20 protein-coding genes are annotated in these 19,996 nt (G+C 64.3%); 9 read left to right on the top strand and 11 right to left on the bottom strand.

Annotated elements, in window-relative coordinates:
* Positions 1-9 precede the first annotated feature (9 nt).
* From N551_RS0122375 to N551_RS0122365, 3 genes are all read right to left on the bottom strand, one after another.
* Entirely contained in the window at positions 10-1,029 is a 1,020-nt protein-coding gene (locus N551_RS0122375; protein ID WP_027568771.1) for a S1C family serine protease, read from the bottom strand.
* A gap of 91 nt (positions 1,030-1,120) precedes the next feature.
* Positions 1,121-1,570, bottom strand: a complete 450-nt coding sequence (locus N551_RS0122370) for a hypothetical protein (RefSeq protein WP_027568770.1) — start codon at positions 1,568-1,570, stop codon at positions 1,121-1,123.
* Positions 1,571-1,577: 7 nt separating this feature from the next.
* Positions 1,578-3,176, bottom strand: coding sequence for a GMC family oxidoreductase (locus N551_RS0122365; RefSeq protein ID WP_027568769.1), 1,599 nt, complete (start codon positions 3,174-3,176; stop codon positions 1,578-1,580).
* Between the two features lie 196 nt (positions 3,177-3,372).
* Here N551_RS0122365 and N551_RS0122360 point away from each other — a divergent pair, with 196 nt between their 5' ends.
* Entirely contained in the window at positions 3,373-4,161 is a 789-nt protein-coding gene (locus tag N551_RS0122360) for a thermonuclease family protein (RefSeq protein WP_027568768.1), read from the top strand.
* Positions 4,162-4,378: 217 nt separating this feature from the next.
* Here N551_RS0122360 and cyoD read toward each other — a convergent pair whose 3' ends face one another.
* The 4 genes from cyoD to N551_RS0122340 are packed head-to-tail and all read right to left on the bottom strand — an operon-like array spanning position 4,379 to position 8,229.
* Positions 4,379-4,768: a cytochrome o ubiquinol oxidase subunit IV gene (gene cyoD / locus N551_RS0122355; RefSeq protein WP_018457172.1), complete on the bottom strand. Its 390-nt coding sequence runs from the start codon at positions 4,766-4,768 to the stop codon at positions 4,379-4,381.
* Positions 4,765-5,406, bottom strand: coding sequence for a cytochrome (ubi)quinol oxidase subunit III (locus tag N551_RS0122350; RefSeq protein WP_027568767.1), 642 nt, complete (start codon positions 5,404-5,406; stop codon positions 4,765-4,767). Before N551_RS0122350 ends, cyoD begins: the two co-directional genes overlap by 4 nt.
* Positions 5,406-7,406: a cytochrome o ubiquinol oxidase subunit I gene (cyoB, locus tag N551_RS0122345; protein ID WP_027568766.1), complete on the bottom strand. Its 2,001-nt coding sequence runs from the start codon at positions 7,404-7,406 to the stop codon at positions 5,406-5,408. The genes N551_RS0122350 and cyoB overlap by 1 nt, the downstream gene beginning before the upstream one ends.
* Positions 7,396-8,229, bottom strand: a complete 834-nt coding sequence (locus N551_RS0122340) for a ubiquinol oxidase subunit II (RefSeq protein ID WP_027568765.1) — start codon at positions 8,227-8,229, stop codon at positions 7,396-7,398. The genes cyoB and N551_RS0122340 overlap by 11 nt, the downstream gene beginning before the upstream one ends.
* Before the next feature lie 231 nt (positions 8,230-8,460).
* On the opposite strand from N551_RS0122340, the gene N551_RS0122335 reads away from it, so the two are divergent.
* The 3 genes from N551_RS0122335 to N551_RS0122325 are packed head-to-tail and all read left to right on the top strand — an operon-like array spanning position 8,461 to position 10,644.
* Positions 8,461-9,273 (top strand): SDR family NAD(P)-dependent oxidoreductase, encoded by an 813-nt coding sequence (locus N551_RS0122335; RefSeq protein WP_027568764.1) that lies wholly within the window; start codon positions 8,461-8,463, stop codon positions 9,271-9,273.
* Positions 9,274-9,287: 14 nt separating this feature from the next.
* Positions 9,288-9,842 (top strand): carboxymuconolactone decarboxylase family protein, encoded by a 555-nt coding sequence (locus N551_RS0122330; protein WP_027568763.1) that lies wholly within the window; start codon positions 9,288-9,290, stop codon positions 9,840-9,842.
* Position 9,843: 1 nt separating this feature from the next.
* On the top strand, positions 9,844-10,644 hold the full coding sequence (locus tag N551_RS0122325; protein WP_027568762.1) for an SDR family NAD(P)-dependent oxidoreductase: 801 nt from the start codon (positions 9,844-9,846) through the stop codon (positions 10,642-10,644).
* Positions 10,645-10,831: 187 nt separating this feature from the next.
* Here the strand turns inward: N551_RS0122325 and N551_RS0122320 are convergent, their stop codons facing one another.
* Complete coding sequence (locus tag N551_RS0122320) at positions 10,832-12,163, bottom strand: sorbosone dehydrogenase family protein (protein WP_027568761.1); 1,332 nt, start codon at positions 12,161-12,163, stop codon at positions 10,832-10,834.
* A 235-nt stretch (positions 12,164-12,398) separates the two neighbouring features.
* On the opposite strand from N551_RS0122320, the gene N551_RS0122315 reads away from it, so the two are divergent.
* The 3 genes from N551_RS0122315 (at position 12,399) to N551_RS0122305 (ending at position 14,942) form a co-directional block, all read left to right on the top strand.
* On the top strand, positions 12,399-13,589 hold the full coding sequence (locus tag N551_RS0122315) for a urate hydroxylase PuuD (RefSeq protein ID WP_027568760.1): 1,191 nt from the start codon (positions 12,399-12,401) through the stop codon (positions 13,587-13,589).
* 141 nt (positions 13,590-13,730) lie between these two features.
* The gene (locus tag N551_RS0122310) at positions 13,731-14,588 is read left to right on the top strand and encodes a VOC family protein (protein WP_027568759.1); all 858 of its coding nucleotides are present in this window, start codon (positions 13,731-13,733) and stop codon (positions 14,586-14,588) included.
* Positions 14,589-14,666: 78 nt separating this feature from the next.
* Entirely contained in the window at positions 14,667-14,942 is a 276-nt protein-coding gene (locus N551_RS0122305; RefSeq protein WP_027568758.1) for a hypothetical protein, read from the top strand.
* Here the strand turns inward: N551_RS0122305 and N551_RS0122300 are convergent.
* The gene (locus N551_RS0122300; RefSeq protein WP_027568757.1) at positions 14,939-15,973 is read right to left on the bottom strand and encodes a L,D-transpeptidase; all 1,035 of its coding nucleotides are present in this window, start codon (positions 15,971-15,973) and stop codon (positions 14,939-14,941) included. The two genes, N551_RS0122305 and N551_RS0122300, sit on opposite strands and share 4 nt — an antisense overlap.
* Before the next feature lie 182 nt (positions 15,974-16,155).
* On the opposite strand from N551_RS0122300, the gene N551_RS0122295 reads away from it, so the two are divergent.
* A complete protein-coding gene (locus N551_RS0122295; RefSeq protein ID WP_027568756.1) occupies positions 16,156-17,112 on the top strand; it encodes a lytic transglycosylase domain-containing protein in 957 nt (318 codons plus the stop codon).
* 50 nt (positions 17,113-17,162) lie between these two features.
* On the opposite strand, the gene N551_RS0122290 is transcribed toward N551_RS0122295, so the two are convergent.
* Complete coding sequence (locus tag N551_RS0122290; RefSeq protein WP_027568755.1) at positions 17,163-18,287, bottom strand: DUF1236 domain-containing protein; 1,125 nt, start codon at positions 18,285-18,287, stop codon at positions 17,163-17,165.
* Between the two features lie 102 nt (positions 18,288-18,389).
* Between N551_RS0122290 and N551_RS0122285 the strand changes: the two genes are divergently transcribed.
* The gene (locus N551_RS0122285; RefSeq protein ID WP_027568754.1) at positions 18,390-18,875 is read left to right on the top strand and encodes an NUDIX domain-containing protein; all 486 of its coding nucleotides are present in this window, start codon (positions 18,390-18,392) and stop codon (positions 18,873-18,875) included.
* Here N551_RS0122285 and N551_RS0122280 read toward each other — a convergent pair.
* On the bottom strand, positions 18,862-19,836 hold the full coding sequence (locus tag N551_RS0122280) for a tripartite tricarboxylate transporter substrate binding protein (RefSeq protein WP_027568753.1): 975 nt from the start codon (positions 19,834-19,836) through the stop codon (positions 18,862-18,864). The two genes, N551_RS0122285 and N551_RS0122280, sit on opposite strands and share 14 nt — an antisense overlap.
* Positions 19,837-19,996 lie beyond the last annotated feature (160 nt).

Genomic DNA, 19,996 nt, shown 5'->3' with positions numbered 1-19,996 from the left:
GCCCACACGCTAGCGGGCCGGCTTGCGCTCGACCGGATCGATATCGATCGCCCGCAGGCGGCCGAACCGCAGCACGTCCATCGCCAGCCGCCGGCCGATCCGGTCGCGATCGAGCACACGGATCAGATCGTCGACGCCGTTGATCTCGACGCCGTCGAGGCCGATCACGACATCGCCGGACAACAGGCCCGCCTTCGCGGCCGGCCCGTCCGGCTCGATCTGCGCCAGCAGCGCGCCCATCTTGTTCTCGACGCCGGCCAGCACCGCGTGCCGCCGCGGGATCGGCGCGGTCTGGCCGGCCACGCCGATATAGGCGCGGCGGACATAGCCGTGGCGGATGATTTCCGACAGCACGAATTGCGCGGTGTTGCTGGCGACCGCGAAGCAGATGCCTTGCGCGCCATTGATGATCGCGGTGTTGATGCCGATCACCTCGGCATTCGACGACACCAGCGGCCCGCCCGAATTGCCGGGGTTGAGCGCAGCATCAGTCTGGATCACGTCCTCTATGGTGCGGCCACTGACCGAGCGGATCGAGCGCCCGAGCGCCGAGACCACTCCGGCGGTAACGGTCGATTCAAAGCCGAGCGGGTTGCCGATCGCGATCACGAGCTGACCGCGCCGCAAGGTCTTGGAGTTGCCGAGCGCCGCATAGGGCAAGTCCCGCACGCCGTTGGCGCGGAGCAGCGCAAGGTCAGTGTCGGGATCGACGCCGAGCACCCGGGCGTCGCCGACATGGCCCTCGACGTCGCGCAGCCGGATCTCCTTCGACGAGCCGACCACGTGGCTATTGGTGAGCACGAGTCCGTCCGGCGAGATCACGATGCCCGAGCCGAGCCCGCCGCGCTCGCGGCCTTTCGGCACCTTTGGTCCGGTCTCGACGCGCACCACGGCCGGACCGACGCGGTCGGTCACGTCGATGACGGCATTGGAATAGGCGTCCAGCAGGGCCCGGTCGTCGACCGGGACAGCCGTTTCCGTTCGCGATGACGCGGCGTCATCGACGGTATCTGAGGTGAAATCCAGCATGATAGGAGTCCTTGAGGCTCACACAGATGGTGGCCTGCTCCGTGAGGCGCAAGGGACCCGTCCGGGGCGCAAGGCTGGACTGCCCGGGTGGCTAGGGCGCCCGTCGCAGCGTGCCCGCCCTTGCCTTGACCGGATCCAGCAACGACCAGTCGCCATCCGGCAGCACGTAACCCAGGGGGAACGGCGCGCGTAGCTCGAGGCCGAGCGCGCGCAGCACACGGTCGTCGCGGTAGTAGCATTGCAGCACCACGCGGACGAGCGTCGCGGCAGCCGCGCCGCCGGAACTGCGAAACTCCTGCGCCACCGCATCGCGCCTGGCCGCATCGAGCTCGGCGAACGGTCGGCCCGCGAGCCGCCCCAGATGGTCGAGCGCCGCCGCCACCAATTTGGCGTCACGCCCCAGCGTCGCCAGCATGTCAGCCTGGATCGCGGGGTCGTCGGCGCCGGGCACCTTGTACTCATCGCTCGCGGGAACGATCATCGCGGCGATAGCGCGGAGGTCGTCGCACTGGCTGCGTGTCAGTTGATTGTCTGCGGACATGTCGGCCTCAATCGAACAAATTGGCGAGGCGCTGCTTCATCTGGTCGGCGATGTAGAGCGCAAGGGCCTGAATGGTGGACGTCGGGTTCACCCCGCCCGAGGTGACGAAGATGCTGCCATCGACGATGAAGAGATTCTTGACGTCGTGCGAGCGGCCCCATTCATTGACGACGGAGCGTTCGGGGTCGGCGCCCATGCGTGCCGTGCCGAGCAGATGCCAGCCGCCCCACGGGATCGGCGAGTTGACGCAGATGTCGCTCGCCCCCGCGGTTTCGAGAATCTCCCGCCCGCGCGCCAGCGCATGCTCCATCATCTTCCGGCTGTTCTCGCTGATCGTGTAGTCGATCTTCGGCGCGGGAATGCCGTGGCCGTCCTTCAAGACCGGATCGAGCGTGACTTGGTTATGCTCCTCCGGCAGGTCCTCGCAGATCGCGGAAAAGCCGAGCCGGTGGCCGTTGAGCTTGCGGAAGATGCGGTGATGATCGGCGCCCCACGGCAGAATGCCCTTCTGCTCGCTGACGACAGCCTCGAACACCGGCCCCGCGCCGCGCACGAACTGAACGCCATAGCCGCGCACGAAGCCGCGCGAGAGGTCCGTGTCATACCATTCCTTGCTCCACAGGCAGGTCGGCGGCGCGCGGTTGCTATCGGTCGGCTCTTTTACGTAGCCGTAGATCTGCGCATAAGGATGGAACATCAGGTTCTTGCCGACGAGGCCGGACGAATTGGCAAGCCCGTTCGGAAAGCGATTCGATGCCGAATTCAGCAGCAGCCGCGGCGTCCCGACGCCGTTGCAGGCGATGATGACGACATGCGCCGGCTGGAACTGCTCGACGCCGTCCTTGTCGTAATAGACCACGCCGGTGGCCATGCCGTTCTCGTCGGTGGTGATCTCGCGCACCCGGCAGTGTGTACGCAGCTCGACGCCGGCGCGGACCGCGTGCGGCCAATAGGTGATGTCGGTCGAGGACTTGGCGCCTTGCGCGCAGGCTGGCGTGCAATGGCCGAGATTGATGCAGCGCGCGCGGCCCTCGTAGTCCATGGTCGCGACTGTCGTATCCGACGGCCACCAGTGCCAGCCGAGCTTGTTCATGGTCTTGCCGATGATCGCACCGGACAACCCCATCGGCTGTTGCGGCATCGGCGGATGCGTCAGCGGTGAGAGCGGATCGCCCGACAGGCCGGACGTGCCCATCATCCGGTCGTTCTCTTCGAAGAACGGGGTCAGCGCGTCGTAGTCGATCGGCCAGTCGTCGGCGACGCCGTCGAGCGTCCTCACCTTGAAATCGGAGGGATGCAGCCGCGGCCAGTGCGCGGTGTACATCACCGTCGAGCCGCCGACCGCATTATAGTTGACGACTTTGATCGGCGAATCGTCGTCGTTGATCGGATAGTCTTCGGGGCGGCCGCGGACGTTGGGGCTCGACGACCACTCGCCGTAGAACTTGGCCTCCCAGTCCCGGCCCGTGCTGGGATATTCCGCCGGGTTCATCCAGCCGCCCTGCTCCAGGCAGAGAATATGCATCTTGGTCTCGGCCAGCGACCACGCCACCGCCGCGCCGGAAGCGCCGGCGCCGATGATCAGGACGTCCACAGGGTCTTTCATCGCAAATTTTTCCTCCCTTCGCCGCTTCCCGGGCGATTCGGCCTCCGCTCCGCAAGGCCCGCGAACGATAGGATCAGAGCTACGGCTGAGTAAAGCCGCGAGGTCGGAATGTCGCACTTCGCGGGGCGCAGACCATTGGTATCGCCACATCCGGATGCTAGGAACAAGGCGCACGAGCCATCGATAGCGAGACCTTATGTCCTTCCGAAAGTCCTTTGCCAGCGCCCGCGCTTTTGCGCTCGTTTCCTTTATTGCCCTGTCCGGATTTCTGGGCACCTCCGGCCCGGCCTCGGCGCTGACCGCCGCCGCGACGGTCCGCGACGGCAACGCCATCCAGCTCGGCGACGTCACCTACCGCCTCGACGGCGTCGACGCACCCGAGCTGGACCAGGTCTGCATCGACGATCACGCCGATCCCTGGACCTGCGGCATCGAGGCCCGCGACCAGCTCGCCAAGCTGATTGGCAAGCGATCGGTGCGTTGCGACGATGTCGGACCGGAAAAGAGTTTTGGCAAGCGGCACCGCGCGATCTGCACGGCCGAAGGCGACAAGACTAGCTTGAACGAGCAGCTCGTCAAGCTCGGCTATGCCATTGCCCGGGAGCCGGTCAAGGCGAACATCAAGTCGGCCGCGGCCGACGCCAAATCAACCTCGGCCGGAATCTGGAAGGGCTGCTTTGTTGCACCGCAGGAATTCCGCGCCGGCAAGAAGGACGGCGCGCTCCTGGGCGCCGCCTGCCGCGCCGACCGCGACAAGGAGATTCGCGCGGTGTTGTTTCCTGAGGATCTGACGATGCCGCCGAGCTGTGGCATCAAGGGCAAGCTTGCGGTCCGCGCGCGCGTGACCGGCAATATCGGCATCTACCATTTACGGGGCTGCCCGAGCTACCCCGCGACCACCAGACCGGACCGCTGGTTCTGCTCGGAGGACGACGCCCAGGCTGCGGGCTTCCGCAAGGCCTACAATTGCCGGCGGCCGAAATAACGACGCCCATCACGCACCCGTGAGCGGCAACCGGAGACAGTATTCATCCGGAATTGAACTCTATCGGGAGTTGCTGCATTTGTAAGCGTACGCAAGCGCTTTGCGCGAGCGTTTCCTTGGCGGCAATCCGGCTCCGGCCCGATTGCTTTGCTCGGGCGTTTCCTCCCTAGACTTGGGCCGCTTGTCGCAACAAGCGGCTCTTCTTTTTTGTGCGCCCTTAGCGGCGCATCGGCATGATCTGATCCATGGCCGGCATGTTCGCATTCAGATGCGCCATGATCCAGACAGTGCCACCGACCACCAGGAAGACCACCAACAGTCCGAAAGCCAGCGCCAGCACGTTGTTGGTGTTGTCGGGGCCGGTGGTGATGTGCAGGAAGAACACGAGGTGCACGCCCATCTGCGCGATCGCCAGCACGATCAGCGCGACGGGAATCGAAGGCTGCCAGACCAGATCCGTGCCGGCGATGAAGAACGAGGTCGCCGTCAGCAGCAGCGCGAGAACAAGACCGACCACGTAACCGAGGATGCGCGTGCCGACACTGTGTTGCTCCTCATCGCCCGGCGCAAGGTCATGACCGGCCGGCATATGCGTCTGATCGCTCATACGCCACTCCCAAGCAAATAGACGACGGAGAAGACTCCGACCCAGACGATGTCGAGCGCATGCCAGAACAGCGCGAAGCACATCATCCGGCGCAGCACGTCGGCACGAAAACCCTTTGCGAAGACCTGGGCCATCATGGTGAGAAGCCACAATATGCCGGCCGAGACGTGGAGGCCGTGGCAGCCGACCAGCGAGAAGAACGAGGTCAGGAAAGCGCTGCGCGATGGGCCATAGCCGCGGGCAACGAGATCAGCGAATTCGCGAAACTCAATGACGAGAAAGATGAGGCCGAGCAAACACGTCACCGCCATCCCGAGATAGAACCAGAACCGGTTGCGCACATCGGCCGCGATGCTCGCCATGCCGCACGTGAAACTCGACAGCAGCAGGCAGACAGTCTCGATCGCGACGTTCCGCTGCTCGAATATCTCCGAACCCTTCGGGCCGCCGGCGGTCTGGTCGGCCAGCACCGCATAGGCCGCAAAGAAGCAGGAGAACATCACGATGTCGGAGAGCAGGAAGACCCAGAAGCCATAGGCGGTCACGATGCGCTTCGGCGCCGGGCCGGGATGCTCGATGACGAGCCCGATGTGATGGGGATCGGCGTGCGCACGGCCGGCGGTCGCGGTCATTGACATCAGACTGTCCCCGCCATGCTGACGAGGCTACGCCGCTCCTCAAGGTTGACGCGGTCTATCGCCGCGACCTCCTCGGCCGGAATGACGTATTCGTCATGGTCGCGCCAGGCGAACACGACGAAGGTCGCGAACGCTCCGATACCGCCCAAGATCACCATCCACCAAATGTGCCAGATCAGCGCAAAGCCCATGACCGTGGCGAAGAACGCGCAGACGAACCCGGTCGGCGAGTTCCTGGGCATCTCGATGTCATGATACTCGGGCGCATCATGATCGAGGGATTGCTGCTTGGCATGGGTCTTCAGATCCCAGTAGGCATCCTCGCCGCGCACATCGGGGTTGAAAGCGAAGTTGAAAACCGGCGGCGGCGACGACGTCGCCCATTCCAGCGAACGGCCGTCCCAGGGATCACCGGTGCGGTCGCGCAGGGCTTCGCGGCTGCGGATGCTGACCACGAGCTGCACGATCTGGCAGATCACGCCAATCGTCAGCACGGCCATGCCGACGGCTGCAACCAGCATCCAGGGCCGCCACGCCGCGACGTCATAGTGCTGCATGCGCCGTGTCATGCCGAGCATGCCGGCGACGTAGAGCGGGATGAAGGTGACGTAGAAGCCGAGGAAAGTGAACCAGAACGCGAGCTTGCCCCAGCGGTCGTTGAGGCGAAAGCCGAACGCCTTTGGGAACCAGTACTCAAAGCCGGCGAAGGCTCCGAACAGCACGCCGCCGATGATGACGTTGTGGAAGTGCGCGACCAGGAACATGCTGTTGTGGAGGATGAAATCGGCCGGCGGCACCGCGACCAACACGCCCGTCAATCCGCCGATGATGAAGGTGACCATGAAGCCTATCGACCACAGCATCGGCGTCTCGAAGCGGATGCGGCCGCCATACATCGTGAACAGCCAGTTGTAGATCTTCACCCCGGTCGGTATCGCGATGATCATGCTGGCAATGCCGAAGATAGCGTTGACGTCGGGGCCCGCTCCCATCGTGAAGAAGTGATGCAGCCAGACCATGAAGGAGATGACGCAGATCGCCATGGTTGCCAGCACCATCGAGCGATAGCCAAACAGCGCCTTGCCGGAGAAGGTCGAGACCACCTCGGAGAAGATGCCGAAGGCCGGCAGCACCAGGATGTAGACCTCGGGATGCCCCCAGGCCCAGATCAGATTCATGAACATCATGACATTGCCGCCGGCCTCATTGGTGAAGAAGTGGAAGCCGAGATAGCGGTCGAGCAGCAGCATCGCGAGGGTGGCGGTCAAAATCGGGAAAGCCGCGACGATCAGGAGGTTCGAGGCCAGCGTGGTCCAGCAGAACATCGGCATGCGCAGATAGTTCATGCCCTTGGTGCGCAGCTTCAGCACTGTCGTCACGAGATTGATGCCGGCAACCAACGTGCCGACGCCGGAGATCTGCAGCGACCACGCGTAATAATCGACGCCGACGCCCGGCGAGTAGGACAGCTCCGACAGCGGCGGAAACGCGAGCCAGCCGGTCCGGGCGAACTCGCCGATCACGAGCGAGAGATTGACCAGCAGCGCACCGGTCGCGGTCAGCCAGAAGCCGACCGAATTGAGCGTCGGGAAAGCGACATCTCGTACGCCAAGCTGGAGCGGCACGATGAGATTCATCAGTCCGATCACGAACGGCATCGCCACGAAGAAGATCATGATGGTGCCGTGCGCGGAGAATATCTGGTTGTAGTGCTCCGGCGGCAGATAGCCTTGCGACTGGTAGGCCACCGCCTGCTGGATCCGCATCATGATGGCGTCGCTGCCGCCGCGCAGTAGCATCACCGAGGCCAGCAGGATGTACATCACGCCGATCCGCTTGTGGTCGACGCTGGTGATCCACTCGTGCCAGAGATACGGCAGATGCCCCTTCACCACGACCCAGGCCAGCACGGCGAGAATCCCAATCAGCACCACGGCGCCTGCGACCAGCGGGATGGGTTGATCGAACGGAATGGCCGACCAATCGAGCTTACCGAGCATCATGGCCTCCACTGTGCGACCGACCGGCCTCGGATGCGAGCTCCGGACCCGGTCCCGGCGGAATGTGCTGGGTCGCGATCAGATCAAACAGCCTGGGGTCATCCAGCCGGTAGGTCGGCCTGCCCTTTTCGATGCCTTGCTGCATCAGCTTCTTGTAGCTGTCCTCATTGAGGACAGCATCGCTCTTCGCCGTGGTCGCCACCCAATCCGGAAAGGCGAGCGGCGAGACCACGTTGACGTCGAACATCATGTCCGGAAACCCGTCGCCGGAGAAATGTGCCGACAACCCCTGGAGCTTGCCCTCATTGTCGGCGCGCAGGTTCAGCTTCGTCACCATGCCGTTCATGGTGTAGATCATGCTGCCGAGTTGCGGGATGAAGAATGTGTTCATCACGCTCGAGGACGTCAGCTGGAAATTCAGCTCGGCGCCTGCCGGCACCGTCAGCGTATTGACGGTGGCGATGCGCTGGTCCGGATAAATGAAGAGCCATTTCCAATCGAGCGAGACGGCCTGGATGCGAACCGGGCTGCCGGTGCCGGGCACGGGTGCCGCGGGATCGAGCTGGTGCGAGCCGATCCAGGCGACGCCGCCGAGCAGGATCACGGTGAGCGCGGGGATCGCCCACACCACCATCTCCACCCGCCCGGAATAGACGAAGTCGGGCTGAAACTTTGCTTTGGGATTCGAGGCGCGAAACCAGAATGCAAAGGCCAGGATGGCGATGATGGTCGGCACCACGATCGCGAGCATGATGAAGACGGAATCGACCAGGATGGTGCTGTTGGCCGCAGCCACAGGCCCTTGTGGATCGAGCAGATTCATCGGCAAGCCACTGGCGGTTGGGAAGCCCCGGGACAGAGCCTAGCGCGGGAAAGGCTCCGCAACAAACGCGATCTCGTGAGGTCGGTTCCTAACGGCGCGTCGATCGTTCGCCCTTCTCGTGCGGCGGCATGCAATTCCATGCGATGTCAATGACATGAAAGCGGGAGCCCGGCCCTTCTCTCCGCTCGGGGCGATTGCTAGAGTGCACGAAAATAATCGGGATGAAACGACATGCAGGGGCCCGAGGACGATCCCGGTCTCGCCGGCAAGGTGGCGCTGGTCAGCGGCGGCGGCGCTGCCGGCGACGGCATCGGCAACGGCCGCGCCGCCGCAATTCTACTGGCTCGCGCCGGCGCCAAAGTGCTGGTGGCCGATCGCGACCTCAAGCTCGCCGAACGCACCGCGGAGATGATCGCAGCCGAAGGCGGCACGGCCGCGGCGCATGGCGGCGACGTCACCAGCGAGAGCGATTGCAGGACGCTGGTCGAAGCCGCGCTCGACCGCTGGGGCCAGCTCGATTTCCTCGACAACAATGTCGGCATCGGCAGCCGCGGCAGCGTGGTCGACGAAGCGCCCGAGCAATATCGCCGCGTCATGCAGGTCAATGTCGAGAGCATGTTCCTGCTCTCCAAGCACGCGATCCCTGCCATGATCAAGACCGCGCGGGGCGGCGCGATCGTCAACATCTCCTCGATCTCGGCGCTGCGGCCGCGCGGCCTGACGACCTATTCGACCTCGAAAGCCGCGATCATCGGCCTGACCCGCGCAATGGCGGTCGACCACGGCCGCGACAACATCCGCGTCAATTGCATCTGCCCCGGGCCGATGTACACGCCGATGGTCTATGGCCGCGGCATGAGCGAACAGGCGCGCGCCCAGCGGGCCAAGGCGTCTTTGCTGAAAACGGAAGGCACCGGCTGGGACGTTGGCCATGCCGTCAAATTCCTGCTCAGCAATTTTGCGCGCTATATCACCGGACAGGTGCTGGTGGTGGACGGCGGGGTGACGCTGCAAGCCCCCGAACGTGAATCACAAGAACACTGAAAGGAACATCAGGGATGGCCCGCCTGCCCTATCTCGAGGCCGACCAGGTCGCGCCCGAATATCGCGACATGCTCAAGCGCAACACCAATCTGCACAAGCTGTTGGTCAACTCGCCGGAGATGGCGCGCGCCTTCAACGGCATTGGCGGCTACATCCGCTTCAAGAGCAAGCTCGACCCGCGCCTGCGGGAGCTTGCGATCCTCCAGGTCGGCTGGATGGAGAAGTCGGAATACGAGTTCACTCACCACGTGAAGATCGGCAAGGAGTTCGGCGTCACCGATGACGACATCGCCGGCCTGATGGCTGAGACCGAGGGCAAGCCCTCGACGCTCGAGCCGCAGGCCAAGGCGATCCTGAAAGGTACCCGCGAGATGGTGCGCGAGCTCGCGATGTCGGATGCGACCTTTGCCGAGATCAAGCAGCATCTCTCGGACGAGCACATGGTCGACCTCGTGCTGACCATCGCCTTCTATTGCGGCGTGGTGCGCGTGCTCGCCACCATGAAGATCGACAACGAGCCATATTACAAAGAGGTACTCCAGCAGTATCCGATCCCGGGAGTGAACTGACATGCGCTTGAAGGACAAGGTTGCGATCGTCGTGGGCGCCGGCCAGAGTCCCGGCGAAGGCATGGGCAACGGCCGCGCCACTGCGCTGACCTTCGCGCGCGAGGGCGCCAAGGTGCTTTGCGTCGATCATCATCTGGAATCGGCGCAGGAAACCGCCGCCATGATCGCCGCAAAGCATGGCACCGCCGCGGCGTTCAGGGCCGACGTCACAAAATCCGCCGACATCAAGGCGATGGTCGCGGAGGCGCAGGCGCGCTGGGGCCGGATCGACGTGCTGCACAACAATGTCGGCGTCAGCCTGGCCGGCGGCGACGCCGAGCTGCTGCAAATCACCGAGGAGGCCTTCGACCGCGTCGTCGCCATCAATCTGAAGAGCTGCATTTGGGCGGCGAAAGAGGTGATCCCGATCATGCGCGCGCAAAACAGCGGCGCGATCATCAACATCTCCTCGATGGCGGCGATCACCACCTATCCTTACGTCGCCTACAAGGCGACCAAGTCGGCGATGATCGCCTTCACCGAACAGCTCGCCTACCAGAACGCCGAATACGGCATCCGCGCCAACGTCATCCTGCCGGGCCTGATGAACACACCGATGGCCGTCGACACCCGCGCCCGCGAATGGCACAAGACCCGCGCCGAAGTCGAAGCCGAACGCGACAGCAAGGTGCCGCTGCGCAGGAAGATGGGAACGGGGTGGGACGTCGCGAATGCCGCGCTGTTCCTGGCATCGGACGAGGCGAATTTCATCACGGGTGTGACGTTGCCGGTGGATGGCGGCGCGAGTGTGCGACGGGGGTGAGCGCCGCAAGCGCAGTGCGTCTTCCCTTCTCCCCTTGCGGGAGAAGGTGGCGCGAAGCGCCGGATGAGGGGTTTCTCTCCGCACACGCAGAGGAGTTCGCCGATAGAACCCCTCACCCGTCCCGCCGCTGCGCGGCGAGCCACCCTCTCCCGCAAGGGGCGAGGGCGCACCTACCTCCGTGGCGAGGCTAACGGCTTACCCGCCAGATCGTGCCGTTGCCGTCCTCCGACACCAGCAGCGCCCCATCCTTTGCCACGGCAACACCGACCGGCCGCCCCCATACCTCGGTATCGCTCACCACGAATCCCGTGACAAAATCCTCATACTCGCCGGTCGGCTTGCCGTCCTTCATCCGGATGCGGATCACCTTGTAGCCGGTGCGCTTCGACCGGTTCCAGGAGCCGTGCTCGGCCGCGAAAGCATCGCCCTGATACTCTGACGGAAACTGCGTGCCCTGATAGAAGGTCATGCCGAGCGAGGCCGAGTGCGGCTGCACCAGCACATCAGGCACCGTCACCTTGTCCTTGAGGTCCGGCCGCGCGCCGGCGTGGCGCGGGTCTTCGTTGCCGCCGATATAGAACCATGGCCAGCCGTAGAACGCGCCCTCCTTCACGCTCGTCACATAGTCAGGCACGAGATCGTCGCCGAGCCCGTCGCGCTCGTTGGTCGAGCACCAGGGCAGCCCCGTCTGCGGCTGGATCGCAAGACCGACACAGTTGCGGATGCCGGTGGCGTAGATCTTCCGCTCCTTGCCCTCGGGGGTGAAGGCGAGCACCGTGGCGCGCTCGGTCTCGCTCGCCCAGGCCGCACCGAGCGGCTGCGCTTTCGACCAGGCTTCCACTCCACCCGGCGGCGTGCCCATGCCCTCGGCGACGTTGCTGAGCGAGCCGACCGACACCAGCATGCGCCTGTTGTCGGGCGTGAAGACGACGTCGCGGGTGGAATGACCGCCGTCATGCGGCAGGCTCGCGACGATCGTCTCCGCCTTGCCACGCGCCTTGAGATCGCCGGCCTGATAGGGAAAGCGGACGACGCTGTCGGTGTTGGCGACATAGACCCATTGCGGATTGTCGCCGTTCGGAAAGAAGGCGATGCCGAACGGCTGCCGCAGTCCGGCAGCGAAGACCTCGTTGGTCGCGGCCTTGCCGCCTTCGCCGGCGCGCAACACGCGGATGGTGCCCGCGCGCGTCTCCGCGACGAAGGCATCGCCGTTCGGCGCCACGCGCACGATGCGCGGAGCGCGCAGACCCTCGGCGAACAGCTCGATCTTGAAGCCGACCGGGACCTGAAGCGCCCCCTCCGGCGGACGCGGCACCACGCGCGACGAGCTCGCAACCGACCGCGTGGCCCCAGGCCTGACCAGATCCTGCGGCCGGATCAACCTGACCGTGCCAGGCTTGTCGGCCTGCCAATCGCCGTAGGCGTGCTTGCCCTGCAGCACCGGCTCCGCCTGTGCGCAGGTCGCGACCGCGACCAGCCACCCCGCGGACATCGCCACGAACGAAATCCTGTTCCTCACGTCGTTTCCTCCTGGCCGTCACGTCTGGCGCATCAACGCCGATCGACACGCAAGCGTTCTGCGACACGTCAAGTACCTGCCGAATCCCACGTCAGCTCATGCCCGCACGATGTGCATCAGCCGCTGCCCATCGTACTGGAAAATGCGGCTGATCGGTGCGACACATTGTAAGGGCGGGACCGCCGGTTGCGGTCATCAAGGCTGCGGCATCGGGGTCGCATCTGTTGGGGTGATCATGTGGGGATCCATCATATCGGAATGGGCGAGCCTGCTGCTCCGCTGGCTGCACGTGGTCGCCGCGATCGCCTGGATCGGCAGTTCCTTCTATTTCATCGCCCTCGACTTGAGCCTTCATCCCCGGTCCGATCTGCCGGACGGCGTGCAAGGCGAGGCCTGGCAAGTCCATGGCGGCGGCTTCTACCGCATCATGAAATATCTGGTCGCGCCCGCCCAGATGCCGGACGAGCTGACCTGGTTCAAATGGGAGGCCTACACCACCTGGCTGTCCGGCTTCGCGCTGATGGTGCTGGTGTATTATCTCGAGGCCGATTTGTTCCTTGTCGACAGGTCGATCCTCGACCTCACGCCATTCCAGGCCGGCCTGTTCAGCCTCTGCAGCCTCGCGCTGGCGTGGCTGCTCTATGAAGGCGCCTGCCGTACCGGGCTCGCGCAGCGCGAGCTGCCCTTCGCCATCGGCGGCTATCTGTTCCTGGTCGCATTGACCTACGCCTTCACCCATGTGCTGAGCGGGCGCGGCGCCTTCAACCAGATCGGGGCGATCATCGGCACCATCATGGTCGCCAACGTCTTCACGCTGATCATCCCGAACCAGAAGAAGATCGTAGCCGCCCTTCTCGCAGGGCAGGCGCCCGATCCAAAGCTCGGCAAGTCAAGCAAGGAGCGCTCGGTTCACAACAACTATCTGACGCTGCCTGTCGTCGTGCTGATGATCAGCAACCACTATCCCCTGCTCTATGCCACCCGCTTCAACTGGATTATCGTCGCCATCATCCTGGCGCTCGGTCCCGTGATCCGTCATTTCTTCAACGAGGGCCATGCCGGACGCAGATCGCCGTGGTGGGTGTGGGGTGTCGCAGCCGTCGGCGTGATCGCGATCCTCTTCCTCTCGGCGGCCGGCCCGCGCGAGGTCAAGACAAGCGCGCTGTCGGCGCAGCCGACGCTTGCCAATGTCGAGGAGATCGTGATGTCCCGCTGCAGCATGTGCCACGCGACCGAGCCGGTCTGGGCCGGCATCGTGACCGCGCCGAAGGGCATATTGCTCGACGCGCCCGAGCACATCCATCGCAACATCCGCCTGATCGGCCGCGTCGCCGCCTGGTCCAATGCGATGCCGCCGGGCAACATCACCGAAATGACCAGCGAGGAGCGCGCCATCCTCGCCGCCTATATCGAGCAGGCGCGCTGACGCCATCGCGCGTCGATATCGCCTTTCGCGGAATGAATTTTCCGCATGTCCCGCCGATTTGAAAATGACTTGACCGTTTATCCGGCGTAGACAGGACTTGCGCCGCCAGCGGCGGTCCAGTTTGCATGCGGGGAAAGAACAGTGGCTCTCAAGAACGTCATCGGTATCGACCACGCCGTGGTCATGGTTCAGGACCTCGACAAAGCCGCCGAGAACTACCGGCAGCTCGGCTTCACCATCTCGCCGCGCGGCACTCACAGCGCACATATGGGCACCGGCAACTACACCATCATGTTCGACCCGGATTATATGGAGCTGCTCGGCGTGCTCGCGGCGACCGAGCACAACGCGCCGGCGCGTGCCTTCCTCGACAAGCGCGGCGAAGGCATCGAGCGCATCGCCTTCACCGCGGTCGATTCCACCGCCGGCGCGGAGGAGATCCGCGCGCGCGGCCTGGAGCCGATCGGCCCGACCGATTTCGAGCGGCCCGTGACGCTGCCTGACGGCACGGTTTCGGCGGCGAAATTCCGCACCTTCATGTGGCCGACCGCGGAAGCGCCCGGCGGCGTGCGCATTTTCGCCTGCCAGCACAAGACGCGCGACACGGTGTGGATTCCCGAGCTGATGAAGCACGCCAATGCGGCCAGGCGCATCAAGCAGACGTTGATCGCGACGCCCGAGCCCGCGAAGGAAGCTGCGCATCTGGGGCGGCTGATCGACCGCGAGCCGAAGGCCGAGGCCGACGGCGCGGTGACCGTACCCTCCGGTGGCGATCGTGCCGATTTCGTCTATTTGACGCTGGAGCAGCTCGGCAAACGCTATCCCGGCGTGCCCCTCGCGGGTCTTTCCGAACGCGGTGGCGCTGCCCTGGTGCTTGTGAGCGGCGATCTCGCGGCCACCGAGAAGGCGCTTGGTTCGGCAGCGGTGCGCAGCGGGTCTGCGATCTGCGCGCCGCCGGCCAAGGCGAACGGCACCCTGCTCGCCTTTGTTGCCGGCTGATTTGAACTAATTCTTTAACAGGCGTTTTACCGGGCCGCCCTAGCTTCCGGGCTATCCGCGCCTTCAGGGGCCAAGCGCATGCTTAAAGAGAAATCGCCGATCGCCTATGACGCGCCGGCCGAACTGAAAAAGTGGCCGTCGCTGAAAGGCGAGAGGCAGAAGGATCGAGGTCCGCCCTATCTCGTCTACAACGGCACACTCGCCGACTGCGTCCGCGAGCTCATGGGCAAGCCGATCAAGGGCATCTCGCTGTACGATATCATGACGAGGCCGCAAGCAGCGTTCGACCAGACCGTGCTATCGCCCGGCGATGCCGCCGAGATCGCGATGCGCAAGGATTTTCCTAAAGACTAGTTCGAGGCGCGCCTGCCGCCGGACTTCACCTGCTGCCTGGACGAGGAGTCCGTCGGCGCATCCAGGAAGACCACCGGCGTGCCGCGCTTGACGTGCTCGCCCAGCGCGCGCACGTCCCAATTGGTCAGCCTGACGCAGCCATGCGACGCGGACTTGCTGACCCTGTCAGGCTCCGCCGTTCCGTGGATGCCGTAACCCTGAGCGGACAAGCCGATCCAGTATGCTCCCACCGGATTGTTCGGGCCCGGCTGAACATCGAACGGCCTTTTCGATTTGACGCTTCTGAACTTGTAGTCGGGGTTGTAGTGATAGACCGGATTCTCGTGAGTGCTGGTGACCTTGAGCGTACCGCTCGGCGTCGGACGATCCGGACTTCCGATTGACGCGGGATAGAATGCGATCAGGGTGCCGCCCCCGTCGAATGCTTTCAGCGTGCCGTTCTTCTTGTCGATCTCGAGCCGCGCAACGGCTGGCAGCTCGCTTCGTGCAGAGACATTCGCAACGGTAATCGTCTCTCCAGCCTTGTCGAAGGACTTGCCGGGATTGAGCGTCCGAAGCAGGTCTCCGCTCATGTGGAATTTCTCGGCAAGCCCTTCGAGCGGACTGGTGTAGCTCAGCGCCTTCAGCTGCTTCATGTCATCGAGCTTGCCGGGCAGTTCCTTCAGAAACGGGCCCTTCACATCCGCGTCCGTGATCTTGTATTCGACGAGGACAGGGCCTTCGTTCGCTCCATTCAACTTGTCCCAAAGCTCCGGTACGATCGTTTTGTCGGATGCAACGGCGTTCTGCTCAGCGAATGCCTTGAGCGCCTTGTGCGCGTTCTCGCCGAGCTTGCCGTCGATCTCCCCGGGCGAGAACCGGGCACGATCGAGCAGAATCTGAAGCTTCACGATCGATGCGTTGAGCTTGTCGCTAGCAGGTTGCTTTGCGGGACGCGCAGCGTCGTTTACCGCTGCTGCATCGAGATTGCCCGCAAGCGCCGGAGAAATCACCGACAGCGAAATCACCGCGCCAAGCATCCACCGCATCATCTCGCTCGTCCCAATTCGCCATGCCCGCAAAATCGCGGGGAAGAGAGTTTCCCGTCGGGAACACCGTAGTAACACCGGCGGAACCGACGAGACCGCAGCTTTGCCGCAATCGCTCGGTTAATAACTCCTTATCGCCGGCGCACCGCTGGCCGTTCACCCACAGTTCGAGGTTGCTCCAGCAAATGCGATTTGTCGTCGCGGCTTGCGCCGCGTTCATGATTCTGATGTGCGACTTCGATCCGTCGGCGTCCCGCCAAACATCAGCTTTCGATCACACCGTTCTTCAAAACACTCAGGCCGCGCCACTTGTTCCGGTGGTCGAGCTGTTCCTTGCAAACGTGCAGGCCCTCGAGCTCGCCAATGCGCGCGCGGCCTATGAGGAGACACCCGAGCCGCCGGATACGATCGACCCCGTCGCGCAGGCGCCGGTTTCGCCGACGGAGCGCTTCTGCCACGCGCTTCGTGGCGCTGCCGAAGCCAGCGGCATTCCCGTGCCGTTCTTCGCGCGTTTGATCTGGCAGGAGAGCCGCTTCAAGTCCAACGAGGTCAGCCAGGCCGGCGCGCAAGGCGTCGCACAGTTCATGCCGGAAACGGCAGCCGAGGTCGGGCTGGATGATCCGTTCGATGCGATGAAGGCGCTGCCGGCATCGGCCAAATTCCTGCGCAAGCTGCGCGACGATTTCGGCAATCTCGGCCTTGCCGCAGCCGCCTACAACGCAGGTCCCGGCCGGATCCAGAAATGGCTTGCCAAAGAGAGCGAGCTGCCGCGTGAGACACGCGACTATGTCCGCATCATCACCGGCACCAGGGCCGAGGACTGGACCGAACGTGCGGAAGCCCTGGCGATCCGGATCGACCTGCCGCGCGAGGCGCCATGCGAAGGCATCGGCAGCCTGTCCAAGACCAAAGACGTCGCCTGGGTTCCGGTGAACCTGACGCCCTCGGTCACGACCATCATTCGCAAGGCAGAGCAACTGGCGGCGCGATTGACCGCCAGCCGCGCACGCGAGCGGCTCGCGTCCCTGATCCGAAAGAGCACCCCGGGCAAGGCACGCAGCATGATCGCCGCGCGCGCGGCGGGAAAGAGCACGAAGGCCCGCGCCATCCGTTTTGCAGCGCGCGAACGATCTTCGGGCTGATGCGCAAATCCGGAAGCCGCTCGATGGAGCGGCTTCCGATGGTTCGTGGACTAGTCGATCTCCTCGATGATGCGGCGTTCGCCGGGCTCGACGACATAGGTCCGCGTATCGCGGTGAATGTAGCGGTACTCGCGCAGGTCGGGCGCGTCCCGGTAGACGGTGCTCGGGAATTCCTCGACCTCGACACTCTCGGGAACGCGGTCACCAACGTGAATCTCGGACCGCGCAGTGCTGCCGGTGGTCTGTCGTTCGCTCCGTCCCTCGGTGCGGGTCTTCGCATGCTTGCGGATCACTTCACGGTCGCGATCCGAAAACTTGCTGGCGCTGCGCTCGCGCGTCGTCGTCGTTGTCGCCGTGGATTGTCCAGAGTACGGCAGCACCGTCACGATCTTGTATGTCGCCGGATCGACCACCACGATCTCATCCTTCACCAGCGCAAAGCTATAGCCGCGATATTGCGGCACGATCTCGACGACGTCGGGTGGCAGCGTCGACAGCTGGACATCGCGCGGCACGACCGTGCCGACGTTGAGCGAGAAGTTGACGCTGGTCAGCGGCCGCACGTTGAGATGGGAGATGGACGCGCTGATCTTGGTCTCCTGCTGTTTGTTGAGGTTGACGTCAGTGCGGGCGGCGGCCTGTGAATTGGCACCGGTCCGCTGGTCCTGCGCCTGATTGCTGCTCGGCGTGTTTGGCGATTGCTGGGCCTGGTTGGTTCCAGATGCACCAGGCGCCTGCTGCGCCTGATTGGTAGTGTTCGCCGGAGGGTTGGAGCGATCCTGCGTCTGGTTCGAGTTCGCCGCCGGCGGATTGGCGCTCTGCTGCGAGGCGGGCTGGTTGCCGGCCGTGTTGGAGTTTGCCGTACCGCTGGGCGGCCGGGAGGACGTGTCCGCGCTGTTGGTGGCGTTGGTCCCGGAGCCGGAATTGGCCGACCCGGAAGACGGGGTCGTCGCCTGGGTATTCTGTGTCGACGCTCCCGGCGTTGATGATTGCTGCGGCTGCGATGGCGACTGCTGCGTTTGTGCTGCGCCAGACGGCGACGTGTTGGACGGAGCTGTGGAATTGGACTGGGATTGCGGCGTCTGGTCGGACTTGGTGTTGCTGCTTGGCGATTGCGCAAAGGCGGCGTTCGCCAGCACCAGCCCTAAGGCGGTTGTTGCCAACAGGCGGATCATGGTTCACTCCCTTGTTCGGTTAAAGCGTTGGCTATTAACCTGCGCTAAAACCGTCTGTTCCACTTTTTCCCGGGCGAATGCGCTGCCTGCACGGAACCTGCGATGCCTTCGAAAAGTGCCGGGATCGTTGCCTATCGGAAGCGCGGGGAGATCGAGGTCCTGCTCGTTCATCCCGGCGGGCCGTTCTGGCGCAACAAGGACCTCGGCGCCTGGTCGGTCCCGAAGGGCGAGTATGCCGACGAAGAAGACGCAGAAACCACAGCGCGACGGGAGTTTGCCGAGGAGCTTGGACTTGAGCTGTCCGTGCCGCTGACTTCGCTTGGCCAGGTCAAGCAGCGCGGCGGAAAGGTCGTCACCGCGTTCGCGGCCGAGTTCGACGTCGATTTGCGCAGCATTCGCAGCAACAGTTTCGAGATGGAATGGCCGCCGCGCAGCGGCAAACGCCAGACCTTCCCCGAGGTCGACCGTGCCGAATGGTTCACGCTCGCAGAAGCGCACGACAAGATCAACGCGGGGCAGCGCCCGCTGCTCGAGCGGCTGGCTCAGGTGGTCGGCATCACGCCAAGCAGACGCGCTACTCCGCCTTGATGTTCGCCGCCGCCACCACTTCGGCGAGCTCCCTGGTCTCCTTGGCGATCTTCGCAGCATACTCAGCCGGACTCAGCACGCTGACGACGCCCTGCGTCTCCAGCCGCTCCCGTAACACCGGATCGTTGGCGGCGGCGACGATCTCCCGGTGCAGCATCTCGAGCGTCGGCGCGGGCGTTGCCTTCGGCATGAAGAAGCCGACCCAGAACGAGATGTCGAAGCCGGGATAGCCGGCTTCGGCGACGGTCGGCACATCAGGCAGCGCCGGCAGCCGCTCGGCTGAGGACACCGCGAGCGCGCGCAGCTTGCCGGCCTTCACCAGCGGCACGGCGGACAAGGGATCGAACACCGCCAGGACCTCCTGCGCGAGGATGCCGACCTCGGACGCAGCACCACCGCGATAGGGCACGTGGATCATCTTGACGCCGGCCTTCTGGCTGAGCAACTCCATGGCGAGATGGGCGAGGTTGCCGTTGCCGCCCGAGCCGTAGGCAAGCGCGCCGGGCGCAGCCTTTGCCGCGGCGACGAGATCGGCGACGGTGTTGATGTTGGCCGTCTTGGGGTTCTCCGGATTGACCACCAGCACGAGCGGCGCCGACACGACGGTGGTGAGCGGCGCGAAGTCCTTTTCCGGATCGTAGCGGATGTCCTTGAAGAGCGTCTTGTTGAGCGTGATCGTGGAGGAGTTGCAGGCCAGCATCGTGTAGCCGTCGCCTTCCGCACGCGCGACGCCTTCGGCGGCGATCATGCCGTTGGCGCCGGCGCGGTTCTCGACCACGAAGGCTTGTCCGAGCTTGTTGCTCAGCCGATCGGCGACGATGCGCGCGACGACGTCGACCGGGCCGCCCGCGCTGAAGCCGACCATGATCTTGACAGGCCGCGCCGGATATTTCTGCGCGAGGGCCTCCGTCGTCACGCACAATCCGGCGACGATCGCCAGCAGGCGAAGCGTTCGTTGCATTCGTTTTCTCCCCAGACGCTCGCGGCGCTTTGGCATGACGCAGCGCATTCGCACATCATGATGAGCGGGCGCGCCGGATTTCGCAATCGCGTTTGCGCGCCGGCATTCCGTCGCGCGGCAAGTCAGGGCCCCTCCGAAACAAAAAATGCGAAAACAACCC

This window comes from Bradyrhizobium sp. URHA0013 (assembly GCF_000518345.1).
Lineage (GTDB): Bacteria > Pseudomonadota > Alphaproteobacteria > Rhizobiales > Xanthobacteraceae > Bradyrhizobium.
The sequence above is the reverse complement of the archived record's forward strand: the minus strand, read 5'-3'. Positions and strand labels throughout refer to the sequence as shown.